Source organism: Gemmatimonadaceae bacterium, assembly GCA_020852815.1.
Classification (GTDB): domain Bacteria; phylum Gemmatimonadota; class Gemmatimonadetes; order Gemmatimonadales; family Gemmatimonadaceae; genus SCN-70-22.
This window is the reverse complement of record JADZAN010000028.1, coordinates 180,593-197,563: the sequence shown is the minus strand read 5'-3', so window position 1 is coordinate 197,563 and position 16,971 is coordinate 180,593. Positions and strand designations below refer to the sequence as shown.

At 66.3% G+C, this 16,971-nt stretch carries 14 protein-coding genes; 4 read left to right on the top strand and 10 right to left on the bottom strand.

The genetic code is table 11. The features are described from left to right. Positions 1-153: 153 nt before the first annotated feature. Positions 154-765 carry an MBL fold metallo-hydrolase gene (locus tag IT359_15935; protein ID MCC6930477.1) on the bottom strand — a complete coding sequence of 204 codons (612 nt, stop codon included), beginning with the start codon at positions 763-765 and terminating at the stop codon, positions 154-156. A 132-nt stretch (positions 766-897) separates the two neighbouring features. Here IT359_15935 and IT359_15930 point away from each other — a divergent pair, with 132 nt between their 5' ends. Continuing rightward, the gene (locus tag IT359_15930) at positions 898-2,139 is read left to right on the top strand and encodes an ACS family MFS transporter (GenBank protein MCC6930476.1); all 1,242 of its coding nucleotides are present in this window, start codon (positions 898-900) and stop codon (positions 2,137-2,139) included. A gap of 24 nt (positions 2,140-2,163) precedes the next feature. On the opposite strand, the gene IT359_15925 is transcribed toward IT359_15930, so the two are convergent. Together IT359_15925 and IT359_15920 are read right to left on the bottom strand one after the other, a co-directional pair. Continuing rightward, positions 2,164-3,348 carry a beta-lactamase family protein gene (locus IT359_15925; GenBank protein ID MCC6930475.1) on the bottom strand — a complete coding sequence of 395 codons (1,185 nt, stop codon included), beginning with the start codon at positions 3,346-3,348 and terminating at the stop codon, positions 2,164-2,166. Positions 3,349-3,359: 11 nt separating this feature from the next. Continuing rightward, positions 3,360-4,886, bottom strand: a complete 1,527-nt coding sequence (locus tag IT359_15920; GenBank protein MCC6930474.1) for a beta-lactamase family protein — start codon at positions 4,884-4,886, stop codon at positions 3,360-3,362. Positions 4,887-5,058: 172 nt separating this feature from the next. On the opposite strand from IT359_15920, the gene IT359_15915 reads away from it, so the two are divergent. Together IT359_15915 and IT359_15910 are read left to right on the top strand one after the other, a co-directional pair. Beyond that, positions 5,059-5,772: a hypothetical protein gene (locus IT359_15915; protein MCC6930473.1), complete on the top strand. Its 714-nt coding sequence runs from the start codon at positions 5,059-5,061 to the stop codon at positions 5,770-5,772. A 43-nt stretch (positions 5,773-5,815) separates the two neighbouring features. After that, positions 5,816-7,498, top strand: coding sequence for an AMP-binding protein (locus IT359_15910; GenBank protein MCC6930472.1), 1,683 nt, complete (start codon positions 5,816-5,818; stop codon positions 7,496-7,498). A gap of 42 nt (positions 7,499-7,540) precedes the next feature. Here IT359_15910 and IT359_15905 read toward each other — a convergent pair whose 3' ends face one another. The 6 genes from IT359_15905 to IT359_15880 all read right to left on the bottom strand — a co-directional run bounded on the left by IT359_15905 (position 7,541) and on the right by IT359_15880 (position 14,570). Further along, positions 7,541-9,337 carry a M28 family peptidase gene (locus tag IT359_15905; GenBank protein ID MCC6930471.1) on the bottom strand — a complete coding sequence of 599 codons (1,797 nt, stop codon included), beginning with the start codon at positions 9,335-9,337 and terminating at the stop codon, positions 7,541-7,543. 132 nt (positions 9,338-9,469) lie between these two features. Further along, entirely contained in the window at positions 9,470-10,036 is a 567-nt protein-coding gene (locus IT359_15900; protein MCC6930470.1) for a transposase, read from the bottom strand. A 382-nt stretch (positions 10,037-10,418) separates the two neighbouring features. Continuing rightward, complete coding sequence (locus IT359_15895; protein MCC6930469.1) at positions 10,419-10,775, bottom strand: transposase; 357 nt, start codon at positions 10,773-10,775, stop codon at positions 10,419-10,421. A 72-nt stretch (positions 10,776-10,847) separates the two neighbouring features. After that, positions 10,848-12,659 carry a hypothetical protein gene (locus IT359_15890; GenBank protein MCC6930468.1) on the bottom strand — a complete coding sequence of 604 codons (1,812 nt, stop codon included), beginning with the start codon at positions 12,657-12,659 and terminating at the stop codon, positions 10,848-10,850. A 268-nt stretch (positions 12,660-12,927) separates the two neighbouring features. Continuing rightward, the gene (locus IT359_15885; GenBank protein ID MCC6930467.1) at positions 12,928-13,389 is read right to left on the bottom strand and encodes a hypothetical protein; all 462 of its coding nucleotides are present in this window, start codon (positions 13,387-13,389) and stop codon (positions 12,928-12,930) included. 554 nt (positions 13,390-13,943) lie between these two features. Beyond that, positions 13,944-14,570: an IS3 family transposase gene (locus tag IT359_15880; protein ID MCC6930466.1), complete on the bottom strand. Its 627-nt coding sequence runs from the start codon at positions 14,568-14,570 to the stop codon at positions 13,944-13,946. Between the two features lie 47 nt (positions 14,571-14,617). Here IT359_15880 and IT359_15875 point away from each other — a divergent pair, with 47 nt between their 5' ends. Next, complete coding sequence (locus tag IT359_15875; protein ID MCC6930465.1) at positions 14,618-15,442, top strand: IS3 family transposase; 825 nt, start codon at positions 14,618-14,620, stop codon at positions 15,440-15,442. A 508-nt stretch (positions 15,443-15,950) separates the two neighbouring features. Here the strand turns inward: IT359_15875 and IT359_15870 are convergent. Continuing rightward, the gene (locus tag IT359_15870) at positions 15,951-16,931 is read right to left on the bottom strand and encodes an IS3 family transposase (protein MCC6930464.1); all 981 of its coding nucleotides are present in this window, start codon (positions 16,929-16,931) and stop codon (positions 15,951-15,953) included. Between the last annotated feature and the right edge of the window lie 40 nt (positions 16,932-16,971).

Here is a 16,971-nt window from a genome sequence, read left to right as displayed (position 1 = left end):
TGGCTCGACGCGGGGAGCAGCGACGTGTCGTCACTGACGGCGTGCGGATGTGTGCGATCGGTCACGTATGGCTCGCTGGGCGCGGCGGGATAGGCATGGCTCGTCGTGCAATGACGCGCGGGCAGTGCGAGCTGCAACCGGCGCGCCGTGCCGCTAGGGGAGTTGCAGCCGATGCACCGCCCCGTGCCCGGGATACACGACGCTGGCACCAAGCGCCGAGAGCGTGCGCCAGCTTCGCAGTGTCGTCTCCGCCTCCTCGTCGGTGATGACCGTGGGATGGGTGAGGTCGCCCGTGAACGCCTCGCCCGAGTCGAGCAGGAGCGAGACGCTGTCGTCCGAATGGCCGGGCGTGTGGACGAACTGCCCGCACAGGCCACGCGTGGCGAGGAAAGCTCGGCTCTCCGCGATGGGGACGACGAGATTGTCGTCGAGGCGGATCTCCGTATAGTGGTCATCCGGCTTGGCATGCTGCCGCATGGCGGCAATGTGCGGCAGCTGCTCCGGGGTGACGACGAGGCGCATCCCGCGCGCCTTGAGGTCCTGCGCGGCGCCCGCGTGATCCAGGTGAAAGTGCGTGGCGAATCCGTGCGTGATCTCGCGCAGCGGAATGTCCTTGCGCTTCAGTTCGTGCTCCAGCGCGGCAAACCGCCCCATCCACCCTAGGTCGACGAGAAAGCGCGACCGCCCCGCGCTCAGCACCCAGAAGTTGGTGGCGCGATAACCCACGTTGACGATGGACAGCTCGGGGCGTGCAGCGTGCGGCATCGAGGGATGTGTGCGGCGTGCGGAACGGATTCGGCGCGCCTCCAAGCTGGTGGCTTGGCCTCGCATCGGGAATGGGGTGAGATGCTTGCGCCCCCTTCTCCTCGCGGGCGCGAGCGCGTCAATTCGTGCGCCATGACTCCTCCTCCCGCCGAGCATCCCGCGCGACGCTGGCCCGCGTCCTATACCGTTGTCCTCCTCTGCTTCGCCGCGGTCTTCATCTCCTACATCGATCGCACCAACATCTCGGTGGCTGCCATCGCGATGCAGGAGGAGTTTGCGTGGACCGAGACGACCAAGGGGCTCGTCCTCTCGTCGTTCTTTGTCGGCTACCTCCTGCTGCAGGTGGTGAGCGGTGGGCTCGCCAACAGGTACGGTGGCAAGCTCCTGCTCGGTGTGGCGGTGGTGTGGTGGTCGTTGTTCACGATGCTCACGCCCGCTGCCGCCACGTTGGGGCTGACGGCGTTGATCGGCGCACGCATCGCGTTAGGCCTTGGCGAGGCGGCGGTCTTTCCGGCGTGCATCAACATGGTGGGACGGTGGGTCCCCGCGTCGCAGCGCTCGCGCGCGGTGGCCCTCTTTACCAGCGGGCTCTCCATCGGGACCGTCTTCTCGCTTCCGGTCACGGGATGGTTGGTGCGCGAGTACGGGTGGCCCGTTCCCTTCTACGCTTTCGGACTCGTGGGCGTGGTGTGGGCCGTGGCCTGGTTCGCGTTGGTGGGGAGTGGACGTGGCGTCCCTGAGGATGCGGCCCCCGGCGCGCGCGCCATTCCGTGGGGGCGCATCCTGCGCACGCCGGCGGTGTGGGCCATCATCACCAACCACTTCGCCAACAACTGGACGCTGTACGTCCTGCTGGCGTGGCTCCCGTCGTACTTCAAGGCGACGTTCAACGTCTCGCTGGCGAGCGCCGGCGTGCTCTCGGCTGCACCGCCGCTGGCAACGTTCATCATGGCCAACCTGGCCGGGAACGCCGCCGACCGCCTGCTGCGCCGGGGGCGGAGCGCGACCTACGTGCGCAAGCTGATGCAGGCACTGGGGTTGTTCGGGACGGCGATCTTCCTCCTGCTCGTCCCGCTGGCGACGTCGCCCACGGTGGGGGTGATGCTGATGTGCGCCGCCACGGGGGCGTTGGGCTGCTGCCTGGCCGGCTTCGCGGTCAACGCCTTCGACATCGCACCGCGTTATGCAGACGTGATCTGGGGGATCAGCAACACCGCGGGGACCATTCCCGGCATCATTGGTGTTGCCGTCACGGGGTGGCTGGTGCAACGCACCGGAAGCTATGCGACGGCCTTCATGGTGACGGCGGCGATTGCGGCTGCCGGAGCACTGGTGTTCCTGGCGGTGGGCTCCGGCGAGCGGAAGATCGAGTAGTACCCCAGCGCTCGCGCGAGACTGCTAACGTGCGTCCTTCTCCCCCTCGGTGACGATGGCGAGCGCCCCGGCCAGCAGCGCGCGCATCACCGAGCCCTTGGCCTGCTGTGACACCGACGCCGCGATGGTGAGCCCGCGCGCCGGGAGGTAGAACGACGCGGTGTTCCAGAATCCCGAGTGTCCCCACCACACCTCGCCACCCAGCTCCTGGCGATAGATGCCGAGCGCATATGCGCGCGAACCGGTCGCACCCTCGGGCAGCGCGGACATGGTGGCAATGGTCGTTGGCCTGTCGTAGACGCCGCCCACGAAGAGCGCGCGGGTAAAGCGCGCCATATCGCTGGTGGTCGCGGCCAAGCCGCCGCCTCCATACAGGTCGAACGAGGGGTCAAAGCCGCGCGTGTCGGTGGTATCCATGTACTGGTGCGCAAGGTCGCGCGTTGCTGCTGGCCGGGGCTCCAGCGTCTCCAGCCATGTGTCACGCAACCCTAACCTGTCAAAGCGCAACAACGAACGGAACGACTCGGCGAGCCCCTTCCCCGTCAGCCGCTCGACGATCTCGCCCAGGAGGATGTAGCCGGTGTCGGTGTAGTGGTACACGCTCCCCGGCGGGCCGTAGGGCGCGCCCCACACCGCGGCCGAGTCCACCTGCTCGGCGCGCGTCCAGCGGTGCGTGGGGTTGCGGTAGATCGCCGCCATAAAGTTGGAGTCCATGGCGTAGTCGTAGATGCCTGCGCGGTGCTGCAGCAGGAGCCGGATCGTGATGCGATCCAGCGCGTAGCCGTCACGTGCAAGCGGGTCCAGGCTCGACGCGGGGAGGTGTTTCGCGACGGGATCGTCCAGCGAGAGCTTGCCCTGCTCCATGAGGCGCAGGATGGCAGCCGCGGTGTACGTCTTGGTGTTGCTCGCCATGCGCACCGGGTGGCGCGAGGTCATCGCCTCGCCGGTGGCGCGGTTGGCCACGCCCGATGCCCCGCTCCACTCGAGACAGAGCTTCGGGGCGAAGACGGTGAGTGCAATGGCCGGGATGTCGCTGGTGCCGCGCACGAGCGAGTCGGTAAGCGCCTGGAGACGCTGCTCGGTGCGGCGCGTGATGGCGGTGGCGCTGCAGGGGGCGCTCCCCTGCGACGTCACACCAGAGAGCGGGATGAGCAGGAGCGCCGTGGAGGCGAGGAGCGAGCGCATGGGTGCGGCGTGGGAGTTGGACATGGGTGGCTTGCCTAACGCTTGACGGCGGTGGAGTCGCCATTCATCCAGGCGCACAACGTGGCGCCGCATCGGCGGATGACGAGCGGCTTGCCCTCGAGCTCGCGGATCACGCTGCGCGTGATGAACGAGCTGTCCGATGATGGTTCGAGGGTGATGTCGTCGCCCTCGAAACGGGCGACCAATGTGTCGCCGCGCACACTGATGTGCATGAGCCCTGCCATGGTCATGTAGTCGCCAACCAGCGCCTGCCGCCTCTCGGGGGCAAGGCGAAACGACGCATGCGGGACCGGTCTCGGCGCGGGGAGCGCCGCGTACGGCGCCGTCGGTGCGCCGAGCAGGTACTTCACCACGTTCTGGAGCAACTGCACCTTGCCGTAGTCGATGTCGTTGAAGACCATCGCGATCCCGACCTTCTGCTGCGGGAGCATGGCGAACAGCGACCCCATGGAGACGACGCTCCCGCCCTTGAGCAGCAGGGGGACGCCGCCGGCGTCGTGCTCCTCCCAGGCCAGCGCGTAGGTGGTGGGGCCGCCCAGCTCCGACTCGGCCTTCTGCTGCGGGCGCGTCATCTCCGCGGTGGCGGTGGCGGAGAGGAGTTGCGTGCCGTCAGGTGCACGCCCTCCGTTGAGGATGGCGCGCAGGAACTTGCCGGCGTCGCGTGAGGTGGAGAGGATCATCCCCGAGCCGGTGTGCTCGCGTCCCAGCGCGGCAGGGCGGGGGAGCGGCTTGCCATCGACCGACTCACGGTACCCCTGCACCATTCCCCGCGCGGGCCCGACCCAGAAGCGCCCGGTGCTGTGCCGCATTCCGAGCGGTTGAAAGATGTGGCTCGCGATGTAGTCCTCGTACGATTCCCCCGAGGCTTCCTGCACCGCGAACGAGGCGAGCGAGAAGCCGCGGTTGGAGTACGTGTAGGAACTTCCCGGCGCAAAATCGAGCCGGCGCGTGAGGATGTCGTTGCGCACGTAGTTCTCGAGCGCGGTCGTGGTTGTGTCGACGTGTTCGAACGGGTCGCCCGCGAAGCCGGCGGGGATCCCGCTCACGTTGGTCAGGAGGTGCCGCAGCGTGATCTGACCAAAGCGCGGATCGACGGGCGTTGCAACTGGCGATGCCTTCCCCGCGGCAGGCGGCGCGCCGAGCATGGTGAGGGACCGCGCGATGCTGCTGTCGAGCGCCAGCTTTCCGGCATCCGTCAGTTGCATGACGGCGAATGCGGTGAAGGTCTTGCTCGTCGAACCGATCACGACCGGCGTCGTGTCGGTCATCGCGCGCTGCTGCTCGAGGTTGGCGAAGCCGTATCCCTTGCTGTGGATGATCGAGTCGCCGCGCACGATAGTGAGGGCGAATCCCGGCACCTTGCCGTCCCGCAAGGCGTCGGCGACCAGGGAGTCGATCGCGGCGATGGTAGGGGGCACGGGCTCGACCGGTGTGGACGGCGGGGGCGCCGCCTTGCTGCAGGCCAGCGCCAGGAGCAAGGGGGCGCCGGTGAGGCGGAATCGCGCGAAACCTGGCGACAGCGGCTTCCGGAAGCGGGGCATTGTGTGCGAGACTCGGCGTGGCGGGAAGCGAGCCGTGGGCAGGGAGAACTTCCGCCGCGGCGCCATTGTGGCAAGAGGGGTGAACGTCGACCATGCGAGGGATGTGGCGGGTATGATCATGACACCGCGCGCGCGCAGGAGCAGGCGGACCAATGCGGAGGCGAACAGACTCATGCACCTGACGACATCAGTGTGCCGGCGGGGGCGCAACCTGCGCGCGGCTTTCGTTGCGCTTTGCACCCTGATCGGCGGCGCCAGCGCGGTCGCGAATGCGCAGGACTCCACGCGCGCCGAGCCCAGGCTGTGCTGGCGAGGGCGCCCCATACCGACCTGCCGGACGTTCGTGCTGACGGAGATCGGCTACTACGCCGTCGCCGCCGTTACGCAGCGGCACTACGAGTACAGCTATCCCGATGGGAGTGGCGGCATGGTGACCTACGGTTACCACGACGACATGGCATCGCCTCAGCTCACCACCGAGTTGGGAATGATGCGAAACACGGGACCGCGCACCGCGCTGGGCGGAACGCTCCTCATCGGCTTTGGGACAGGCGGGGGCGACGTGGGGCTCAAGGGGCGGTATCGGCGATGGCTGTCGCCGTCGGGGATGGCGCTCGACGTGGGGGGCGGGGTCATCAGCGGCACGTTGCAAGGGCAGAGTGGCACTGTGCGCGGCCCCGGCCTCACAATGGATGTTGCGCTGAACGCCGCCGACTATGGCGCGCTGGTGGTGCGCACCGACATCCAGCGCGCGAGCGGCCAGTCGGCGCGCGCGCTGTACGGCGGTGTTCGCCTTGGGTCGCGGCCCGCGGCGGTGGGGAGCGCCGTTCTCGTGGCCGGCTTCTTCGCGCTGGTCGCGCTGTTCAGCCAGATGACCGACTATTGAGACAATGCGTCTCGCTCGTCTTATCCCTGCATCGTAGGCCGCCATGAGTGCAGCGTCTGCGTTTCTCGAGGCGCGCGACTTCCTCCTCGCGCATCGCACCGACTACGACACGGCGTACGCCGGCTTCCGGTGGCCGGCGCTGACCGCGTTCAACTGGGCGCTCGACTACTTCGACGTCATGGCGCGCGGCAACGCTCGCCCCGCGCTCTGGATCGTGGACGAGCAGGGGGATGAGGCGCGCCTGACCTTCGACGAGATGCGCCTGCGCTCCAACCGCGTCGCCAACTTCCTGCGCGCGCAGGGGGTGCGGCGCGGTGACCGCATCCTCATGATGCTGCCTAACGTCGTGCCGCTGTGGGAAATCACGCTGGCCGCCATGAAGCTGGGGGCGGTGCTCTCACCGGCGACCACGCTCCTCGCGCACGCCGACATCGAGGACCGCTTCGAGCGCGGCGGGGTGACGCACGTCATCACCGACGTTGCCGGCACGGCGAAGTTTGCCAACTCGCCGGGGCACTACACGCGCATCGTGGTGGGCGGCACCGTCTGGGAGTGGACCTCGTATGCCGACGCCGACTCGGCATCCGCCGAGTTCGTCCCCGATGGCGAGACGCTGGCCACCGATCCGCTCCTCCTCTACTTCACCTCGGGGACCACGGCCAAGCCCAAGATGGTGCTGCACACGCACCAGAGTTACCCGGTCGGGCACCTCTCCACGATGTACTGGCTCGGGGTGCGCGAAGGGGACATCCACTTCAACATCTCCAGCCCGGGCTGGGCCAAGCACGCCTGGTCGTGTGTGTTCGCGCCTTGGAACGCGGGGGCGACGGTCTTTCTCTACAACCAGGCGCGCTTCGACCCGATCAAGACGCTCGACGTCCTGGTGCGTTGTGGGGTGACCACGCTCTGTGCCCCGCCCACCGTCTGGCGCCTCCTCATCCTCGAGCCGCTCGCCAGCTACAAGGTGGCGCTGCGCGAGGTGATCAGCGCCGGCGAGCCGCTCAACCCCGAAGTGATCGAACAGGTGCGCTCCGCGTGGGGGCTCACCATCCGCGACGGTTACGGGCAGACGGAGACGACGTGCCAGGTGGGGAACTCGCCCGGGCAGGCGGTCAAGTTCGGCTCCATGGGGCGAGCGATGCCCGGCTACCGCATCGCCCTCGTCGACCACGACCAGCACATCGGCGACGACGGCGAGATCAGCATCGCGCTCCACCCCGCGCCGCTGGGGCTGATGGCCGGCTACCTCGACACGCCCGAGCGCACGGCACAGCTCCTTGGCGGAACGCACTACCCAACGTCCGATGTCGCGCACCGCGATGCCGATGGCTACTACTGGTACATCGGGCGCGACGACGACGTCTTCAAGAGTTCGGACTACCGCATCTCCCCCTTCGAGCTGGAGAGCGCGCTCATCGAGCACGAGGCGGTGGCGGAGGCGGCGGTGGTGCCGAGCCCCGATGCGATCCGACTCGCCGTCCCCAAGGCGTTCATTGCCCTCAAGCCGGGCTTTGCGCCTGGTGCGGTGATGGCGCAGGCGATCTTTTCCTTCCTGCACGAGCGCCTGGCCCCCTACGCGCGCGTGCGACGCATCGAGTTCGCCGAGCTTCCCAAGACCATCTCCGGCAAGATCCGTCGGGTGCAACTGCGAGCCGGCGAGATGGCGCGCGGCAACCCGACGTCCCCGCGCGAAGGCGAGTACTGGGATGGCCCGACCGCACGATGACCTCCACCTCGTGCGTGTGGCCGTTCACGTACTGTGTGGTCTTCATCGTGGCAGCGACGAGAGCGACTTGTCGCGCGCTGCCTTGAACTCGTTGCCGGGGCGCCATTCGGGGATGCGATCGGCCTGCGCGACGCGATAGCCGATGGTGAGATACAGTTGCAGGTCTTCGGCGCCACCCGTGAGGTCCCACCCCGCCTTGATCTCGTCCTGCGGGGCGTGGTAGTCGTTGTTGGTGTACTCGTCGCGCTTCATGCGCCCGTACTCGGGAGCCTTGCCGATGAAGTCCGTCCCTCCTTCGGCATAGAAGGCGGGCACGCCCTGCTTGGCGAAGTTGAAGTGGTCCGAGCGATAGTAGAACCCCTTCTCCGGTTCGGCGTCGGGCTTGAGGATGCGCCCATGCTCGGCGGCGGCTTCCCGTGCGTAGTCATCCAGCTCCGAGGCGCCGAGCCCGATCACGACCAGGTCCTTCGTGCGCCCCCACTGGTTGAGCCCGTCCATGTTGATGTCGGCAACCGTCTTGTTGAGCGGGTAGAGCGGCGTGACCGAGTAGTACTGCGCGCCGAGGAGCCCTTGCTCTTCTGCGGTGACCGCGAGGAAGACGATCGAGCGCCTGGGGGCGGTCGGCATCGCCTTGAACGCCTTGGCCATCGCGAGGAGCCCGGCCGTTCCGCTCGCGTTGTCGAGGGCGCCGTTGTAGATCGAGTCTCCCTTGACCGGCGTCCCCACGCCGAAGTGGTCCCAGTGCGCCGTGTAGATCACCACCTGGTCCTTGAGCGCGGGGTCGCTCCCTTCGAGCTTCGCGATCACGTTGCGCGAGTCCACGGTGCGCAGCGTGTTACTGAGGGAAACGCTGGCCGTGACGCCTAACGGGACCGGCTTGAACTCGCGCGTGGCCGCCTGGCGCTTGAGCGCCTCGAAGTCCTGCCCAGCGCTGGTGAACAGCGCCTTGGCCTGGTCGAGCGTGATCCACCCTTCGATCGTCGAGCGCGACATGTTCTTGTCGGGGGTGACGAGATCGAACTGCTCGGCCGTCTTTCCCTGTACCACGCTGAAGGGATAGCCCGCCGCCTCCGTCTCGTGCACGAGGAGGACGCCGGCCGCGTGGTGCTTCTGCCCCTGTTCGTACTTGTAGGTCCAGCGCCCGTAGTACGTCATGCGCGGGCCACCAAACTGCGCAGTGTCGGGGAGCGGCGGATCGTTGACGAGCATCACCAGCGTCTTGCCAGCGACGTCCATCCCCTTGTAGTCGTCCCAGTTGAACTCAGGGGCCTCGGTGCCGTAGCCCACGAAGACGAGTTCGGAGTTGGCGATCGACGCCGTCGGCGCCACGTGCTTGGTCCAGGCCACGTAGTCGTCGCGCCACTTGAGCGTGGTCTTGGCCGCGCCCTTGGAGAAGGTGAGTGTTGGCGCCCCTTGCACAGTGATCCCGACCAGCGGGACCTTCTGGATGTAGCTGCCGTCCGGGTTGCCGGGGAGGAGCCCCATCGCCTTGAACTGTCCTTCGAGGTAGGTGATGGTTTTGTCCTCGCCGGCGGTCCCGGGGCCGCGCCCCAGCAGCGAGTCGGCCGAGAGGACGCGGATGTGCGCCATCAGCGTGGCGGTGTCGATGGCGGCGAGTGCGGGGGCGGGGACGGCGAGCGGTGCGGTGCCGCCGGCGGTGCCCCCGGCTCCCGGCGCTTTGTCGTTAGGCGTGGAGCAGGCGGTGGCGGCGAGCGCCAGCGCGCAGAGGGCGGCGCGGAGGGCCGCGCAGGTGGCGCGCGATGCGGACGCCGCGCGGGGTGAGCGGCGGGGGGCGGGGCGGCCGGTCGCCGTGACGGGGAGGAGCGCGAGGGAGGTCATGGGGGAATGATGCATGCTGGATGCGGCGCGGTCACGGGCGGATTGGGCGGTGGTTCTCTGCGGCCTCATCCGGGAATTGGGGACGCCGCTCGGATCCCAAGGGAAAGGTGGGCGTCGTCGTGATACCGATACTCAGTGCGCCCACGGCGTGAAGCAATAGTACGCGGCAAAGTCGGCGTACACCGCATGCCACACCACCGAGTGCCGTCGCGGCTCCTCGACCGCCAGGTGCTTGAGCACGACCGGCTTCGCGTTGTCGACGACGAGTGGCGCCGGCACGCCACCAAAGTGCTGAAAGGCGTGTTCATGGCCCGCGAGCACCGCGGCGAGGCGCTCGTGCGCAAACGCCTCCGCGTAGCACCGGCGCGAGTAGCCGAGCGTGCACACGAACACGTGCGCGGTGCACGCGACGTCGGCGATCCACACGCGCACCTGCCCGACGTCGACCTGCGCCTGCTGCCCGGGCGGGGTCTCGAAGCGCACGGTCGCTTTCGCCACCCGCGCCGCCACGCGCAGCGGCCGCACGAAGCGGAGCACCTGCTGCGCCGAGCCGGGGTAGCCGAAGTGCGTCACCAGCTCGCGGAACAGCACCGCGCTGTTGAACGCCACCTCCGGCGCGCGCGCCGTGAGCCACGCCGCGTGTGGCGCGAGGATCGACGGTCGCGCGCGCGCGGCGCATACCGGCCCTTGTCCCGTCACGTCCGGATCGCCTTCGGATCCACGCCGAACTCCGCCGCGGGCTGCACCACCTTTTCGCGTTGCGCCAGCCGGCGCAGGACGTCCTCAACCACCGCTGGTTTCAACACGGGCCCCGCCTCCGCTGGGTCAGGCCCCGTCGATCCAACGCCGGCCGCTGCTCCTGCCAATCCCTCCGCCATACCGACCTCCACTGGTGGCGGTAGGGAGTTTCAAATGTCGGAAAGTAGGGAATTTGAGATGTCGGATGACAGCCGCCTCACCCAAGTGTGCAATTCCGGTCGCCCCTTCTCCGCAATCTAGAGTCGCCACTAACAGCCGACGCGCGCGCACGCAACTGATTCCGAACGTGTCCACTGCGCCGTCGCGCGTCGGCGGGTCGGCGTCACCCGTTTTTTCGGAGCGCCTCCGCCAACATGTGGTTGTCGAGTGTGAGAGCGGCCACGAGGCGTCTCAGCCGATTGTTCTTGCCTTCGAGCTGCCGGAGGCGGCGCATCTCGCTGGTGCCGAGATGCGCAAAGTTCTTTCTCCAGACATAGATCGTCGCTTCGCTCACCCCCAACTGGCGGCAGATGTCGACGACGGCGGTGCCACCTTCCGCCTGTCGCAGCACATAGGCGATCTGCTCTTCCCTAAAGCGGGACTCTTCATCGGTTGATGCTCCGGGTGTCGCCCCCGGCGCCAACCTACTCCACTTCTGAGCTGCCGTCGAGTTCGGGACCCACACCAAGGGCTCACGCATGCGCGCGCCTGAATTATAGACGCGCGCAAACTGAAGTCGTTCGGGTACTCTGATCTAACTTCCAGACAGGACTTAGAACTGACAGGTCAGTGCGGAAGACGAGATGCTCACGTTTAGACTCGCAGTCGAGGATCCGCCGGTGCTCGCCGTGACCGTAACGGACAGTGTAAAGGCGGACGACGATGCCAGCGTCACATCGGCGCTTGTGTACGGTAGGTTGACGCCGTTCTTCCTCCACTGATACGAGTACACGCCTGATCCACCGGAGGCTGAAACAGTCCACAGGCAAGGATTGTTTGATTTGACGGCTGACGGCCCCATGATCGATGCGCTCACGGGAGGGGGAGGGGGTGGGGGCGGCGGTGGGGGGGGATTTGCCGCGAGTACGTTCAGTGCACCCGTCATTTCGGCTCGCAGCTGGTGCATCGTGGTGATCACGCCCGCAGCGCCCCATGCTCCAGTCAAGAATCCGACGAGCGTAACGGATGTTGCGCCCGTCGGGGGCGAGAGGAAGACGGGACTACCACTGTCTCCGTCATTGGCCGGAAAGGTGACGTAGGTCTGCTTCCTGATGCTCCACACGGTGTCGGGATCGGGCCCGCTAGACCAGTTGGCCATTTGCACGGTGTATGCTTGGGTGGCGCTGCCGAAAACTAGGCCGCGAGACCATCCCGTTCTCGCCCCCACCTTATCCACTTCTACGCCGGGCATCGGATACTGCGGCAGCTCGGCAGTGACGTACAGCCTCCGGTTGCCTTGATCGATGCGCAACGATCCTACGAGCATGTTGTTGTTCGCAGGATCCGCGATGTCGATGGTTCGCGCGATGGTGCCGAGCGACGTGCCATTGACCGCTGTGACAAGCGGATCCCATGTCGCAAAGAGGGCGTCCGATTGGCGGCAGAGAACGGTGGTCGGTGGGTTGGGATTAGATGGCCAAGGTCCCTCCCAGGGGATCGGTCCCAGCGGTGGCTCCGGCGCGACCGGCACCGGCGTCGTGATCATGTTCTGGTACGCGGTCGGGTACTCGCATATCGCGCTGGTGAAGGGAGGGTCGACACTCTCGCGCCCAGCGAGGTCCGTTTCGACCTGCTGGATGTTGGGTTGCGCGAAGGCCGTGATGGTAGGTCCGATCCTGCCAGCCTCGTCGCTGCAGTGCGTCCCAGTCAAAAACCCAGGTACTCCGTTGTAGATGACGCCCAACCCCACCGTGCATTTCCCAAGGCTGGGTGCCTTTACGTATTTCGTCTTTATGAGTGAAATGAACATGCCGCCTTCGATGGGACGATTGCGCGAGGTCAATGAGTCGTTGGCTGCCATCGCGCTCGGGGTGCGCCGCGTTAACCGAGGTGGCTCAGATCTCAAATGAGTCGAAGACACCGCCGCGCGCGGCATCTGCGATGTAACTCGAATCGCCCCTGGCGCGATGATCTCCGCGTTGCCCGGACCCATGATTTGCGCCACCATCCCCGGGTTCGGCGTACCAACGAGCAGCTGGTTGCCCTGGACGTCCAGCATGATCACGTGGTTGGTGCGACTTGCACGCAAGCGGCTTGACAGGATGCGTCGCCAGCGCAGCAATTGCCGATAGCTATACGGCACAATCCGCGGCTCGATAGGGGCAGTGTTGGCACTGAGGCCGAGGCGATCACTCAGTCGCTGATTATGCGCTGACTGTCTCGCAGGTGTGAGCATCGCGAGCGACTGTCCAGAGTCAGTCATAGACACCAAGAGCACGCCGCGCGTGGCATCAAATGAGATGCCGGCGTATCCTGGGAAACGGCTGGCAATGCTTCGCGTCTCCGACTCTTCGGGATAGGCTGAAGAGTCGGCGTAGGCGGTGTCCGCTTGAACCGCCAGTGAAGGTGGCGGCAGGGGAGGCACGGGAGCAGCTGGGGGATCTTCGCGACAGGCCGCGACTATCAGGGCGCTGAGCACAAAAGTCACAATCGGGACCGTTCGCATACACACCACCTCCGCGACGAACAGAGAGCGGTTCAACCCGCCGTCAGGGGGACCGCCATTTCTGCGCCTCCCCGCGTCAGTGAACCAACCTGCCACGACCCCTGTCGCGGTAGTCGCTACATCGACACGAGATACCGGCACGCTGTTGCGCGCCGATGGCACGTGTTCCCCAACTCTTCGAAGTTGCCTACGGTACGGCGCGCTTTCCGAGCGCGAAGGTTCCCGCAATCACCACTTCTGGCGCAGTTGGGTCGAGCTGCGACGGAATGCACGAGCCGTCGCCACCTGGTACGTTAGGATTGCGGTAGCAGTAGCGCAGCGCTCGAAACGAGAAGCGTCCGGTGACCGTCGAATCGGTCACACCAGTGATCGTCAAGGCCCCGGTCGTCGAGGCGTAGGATTCGACGCCGTTGCGATGCGTGGAAAGCACCGCCTCAAGGCCGCTCCGCGTTTCGAATTCGCCGTCTTGCGGCGCATGAATCGGAAACTCGCCGATGGTGAGGCGGTCGGCGTCGTACCACGAAAAGAGCATCATGTTGCCCAGCGAAGCACCCTCGCCCATGGAATACATGATGAGGTAGTCCCCGCCCGAGGGAGAACCCGCCGATCCCATGTTGGTGTACGCGCCCGACCCTTCGAAGCGACGCAAATTCGTCGCGTTACCACCAACGGGGGTAATGCTGGCCCTCAGAAAGTGTGAGGGAGTCGGCGCCGGCGACGTCGCATGCTGGCAGCTCATGAGGCAACAACATAGCATCGTCGTACACCGCGCTCTGCGGTGGCTCATCATTTGAGGCAGAGTCGCAAGCAAACGCCGTTCACCCGCCTCGCAGGCCGAGATTTCCTCCGACAGCGAGCGCAACATTTGATTCGCCTACTGGGTATTGTGCGACAGAAGCATCGGAGGTGGAGTCCGGTCTGTCAAGATACTAAAAGCTCACAGATACGACGTTCAGGTCGCCACCGACGGCAAAGGAAATGGTGGAGCTCGCATCCACACGGATCGTCGCGGTCGAACTTTCCTGGGACGTCGGACGCGCGGTCCTGCAACGTGTTCACTGCGGGCCTCGCCTCGGAGTATGCTCGCGCGTTGTACTGGTGTTGTCGCTCTCCGACATCCATCACCATGCGCGGATTCGAACACCATTTGTTGAGCAGTGGACTGAGCTTGCCCCGAGGTGGTGGACGCGTAAGGAAGAGGGACTACGCGGCCGCCTGCACCTGCTCCTCGTACACGGCGGGGCTCACGTCGCCTAACGTCGAGTGCCGCCGCTTGCGATTGTACCACGTCTCGATGTACCGGAAGATCGCGCGCCGCGCGTCGGCCCGCGTTTGCCAGTCGCTGCGCTGGAGCACTTCGAACGCTAACGTGGCGAAGACACTCTCGGCCACCGCGTTGTCGTAACCATCGCCTTTCCCGCTCGTACTCGTCACCATCCCGTGCGCGGCCAACTCGGTACGATACGCCGCCGCGTACTGACGGCCGCGATCAGAATGAAAGATCAGGCCGGGCGCCGGCTGCCGCGCGTCGCGCGCCATGCGGAGGGCACTCACCACGAGCTCGACTTCCAGGGTGTCCCGCATCGCCCAGCCCACGCAGCGCCGCGAGGCGAGATCCAGCACCGTCGCCAGATACACGAAACCTTCCCGCGTCGGCAGGGAGGTGATGTCGCCGAGCCAGATGCGAGTGAGTGCCACCCCGTGCCGGTCGAACGGCCGCGCCACCAGATTCGGCGCAATCGGATGCGAATGCGGCGACTCGGTGGTCACCACGCGCCACCGTGTCCGCGGCCGCGCCACCAGCCCCTCGCGCCGCATCAGCCGCGCCACGCGCTTCGTGCTCGTCGCCAGGCCGCGCGGCTTTCCGATTCGATCCCATGTGCCACCTCCGCCCCGAAACTAGGGCGAATGGGGTCCACGAAACCGGGTCAAGTCCAAGCTGGCGGGCGCTGATGGACGAGGTGTTGATGGCGCACATCCGGATTGCCTTCGCGGAGAGCGGTGAGACCTACGGCGCCCCCCGGGTCCGGCAGGAGCTGCAGGACATTGGGCTGCCGACCAGCACCAAGCGGGTGGCCCGGCTGATGCGCGCGGACGGTTTGGTGGCACGACCGAAGAAGCGGGGACGCGTCGGCACGACGCACTCCAATCACGCCGAGCCGATCGCCCCGAACCTCCTGGCACGCGCGTTCGATGTGAACGGCGTGGCCGTGACTCGCGTCTGGGTCGGGGACATCACGTACATCCCGACGCATGAAGGGGCGTTGTACCTGGCGACCGTGCTGGATCTTGGCTCGCGGCGGTGCGTGGGCTGGGCGATGCGGGACACCATGGAAGTCGAGCTGGTGCTGAGCGCGCTGCGGATGGCGTGTGCCGCCCGCCATCCCGCGGTGGGGCTGCTCTTCCATTCGGATCGCGGCAGCCAGTACGCGTCGGGCGAGTACCGGGAGGAGCTGGCGAAGCACGGGATGATTGCCAGCATGAGCGGCAAGGGCGACTGGTACGACAACGCGGTCGCCGAGAGCTTCTTCGCCACCTTGGAGTTCGAGCTGCTGATGAAGCACGACTGGCATACGCGAGACGAGGCGCGTCGGGCCATCTTCCGTTACATCGAAACCTGGTACAACCGGAAGCGGCGCCATTCGTCGTTAGGTTACGTCAGTCCGGGCGTGTACGACGCGCAGTTGAAGGTGGCAGCGTAGTTCCTATCACTTACGCGTCCACTAAATCGGGGTAAGCTCAGTATGCTCCTTAATAGAAGAACTCATCTGCGGGCCGCCAGTAACCACGAATGCCATTACCATGCTACGAAACATTCGACCACAGTCAGATGATGAAGCGAGCCGTTTTAGTGAGGCTGAGTACGTGGCAGCCTTGTCATTCGTAACAGATGCGGAAACAGCGGCTCAACACGGTGCGGAATTGGCACAATCGGCACAAGGGGTGTGGCATGTATCGGAGGCTTTGCTAGATCTCTTGTCACTCGTGTCCGACGACTGCGCAATGCGCGTCGCGAGAATTTGGCGGCTCAGCGAGGAGGAAGCCGCCCAGCGCCGGAAAGCAATCGCGCGAAGTCTTGAGCAGAAGCGGGGGTAGCTGTAGGTCCACATATCACAGTTGGCCGCACTACTAATCGAAGCGAGTGCTTTCCGGACTAGCAAGATGCTCAATTCCAAACCGCGAAAAGCACAATGGTTCTTCTGTCCTGGTTCAGCGAGAATGTGACAGGTGGGGTGGGTGTTCAGTGTAGGACCGCGGGGTGACGGACGTCGGTGGGGACGGGGGGGGTGGCGCGTGCCGCCGGGCCGCACGGGCCGCTTCGAGCTTCTGATCGCGCGCGGCCCAGATGGCATCCGCGCGGCCCGCCAGCGCGTCGGCCGGCGTGATATACCCCAGCGCGCTGTGCAGGCGGTGGTGATTGTAGTGGTCCACGAAGCCGGCCACCAGTCGACGTGCCTCCTCGAGGGACGCCGGTGCCTGCGGCCGGATTGTCGTGGCCTTGAGCGTCTGGTGCCAGCGTTCGAGCTTCCCGTTGGACTGCGGATAGTAGGGCGACGTGCGGACATGCGTCATGCCCGCCAGCCGCATGAACTCCTTGAAGTCGCGCGCGAGGAACTGCGGGCCGTAGTCCGAGATGATCCGCGGGCGCGCATCGGGATACTGCTCGCGCGCCCGCTGCAGGATCGTCTCGACGTCGACCGTGGTCATGCGTTCGCGCAGCTCCCAATGGACGAGGAAGCGCGTGGCGCCGTCGAGGAGCGCGCACAGGTAGTAGAACGTCCCCGCAATATTGAGGTCGCTGAGGTCGCTGATGTCGATGTGCCAATGCTCGTGCGGCGCCGTCGGCTGCACGAAGCCCGTGCCCTTCTTCGACGGCGTCCGGTTCCACCGGTCGAGCACCTCGGCCGCCCGCAGCACGCGATACACCGTCGCGGGACTCACGGCGACGACGTTCGCGTCGAGCATCAGGGACGTCATGCGCCGATAGCCCTCCGGGGCATGCGTGTCGTGATACGCGAGGATCGCCTGCCGCTCCGCCGGCTGCAGCCAATGGTCGCGCGGCACGGGGCCGGCGGGCGTGTTGGTCTTCCCGTAGCGGGCGGTCCAGCGATAGTACTGCGTCGGAGCAAGGCCCAGGCGTGCCAGCACCCAGCGCACCGACTGCTCGGAACGCGCACTGAAGGCCGTCACGAAATCGACGACCGCATCGCGGAGATCGGGCGGGACCCAT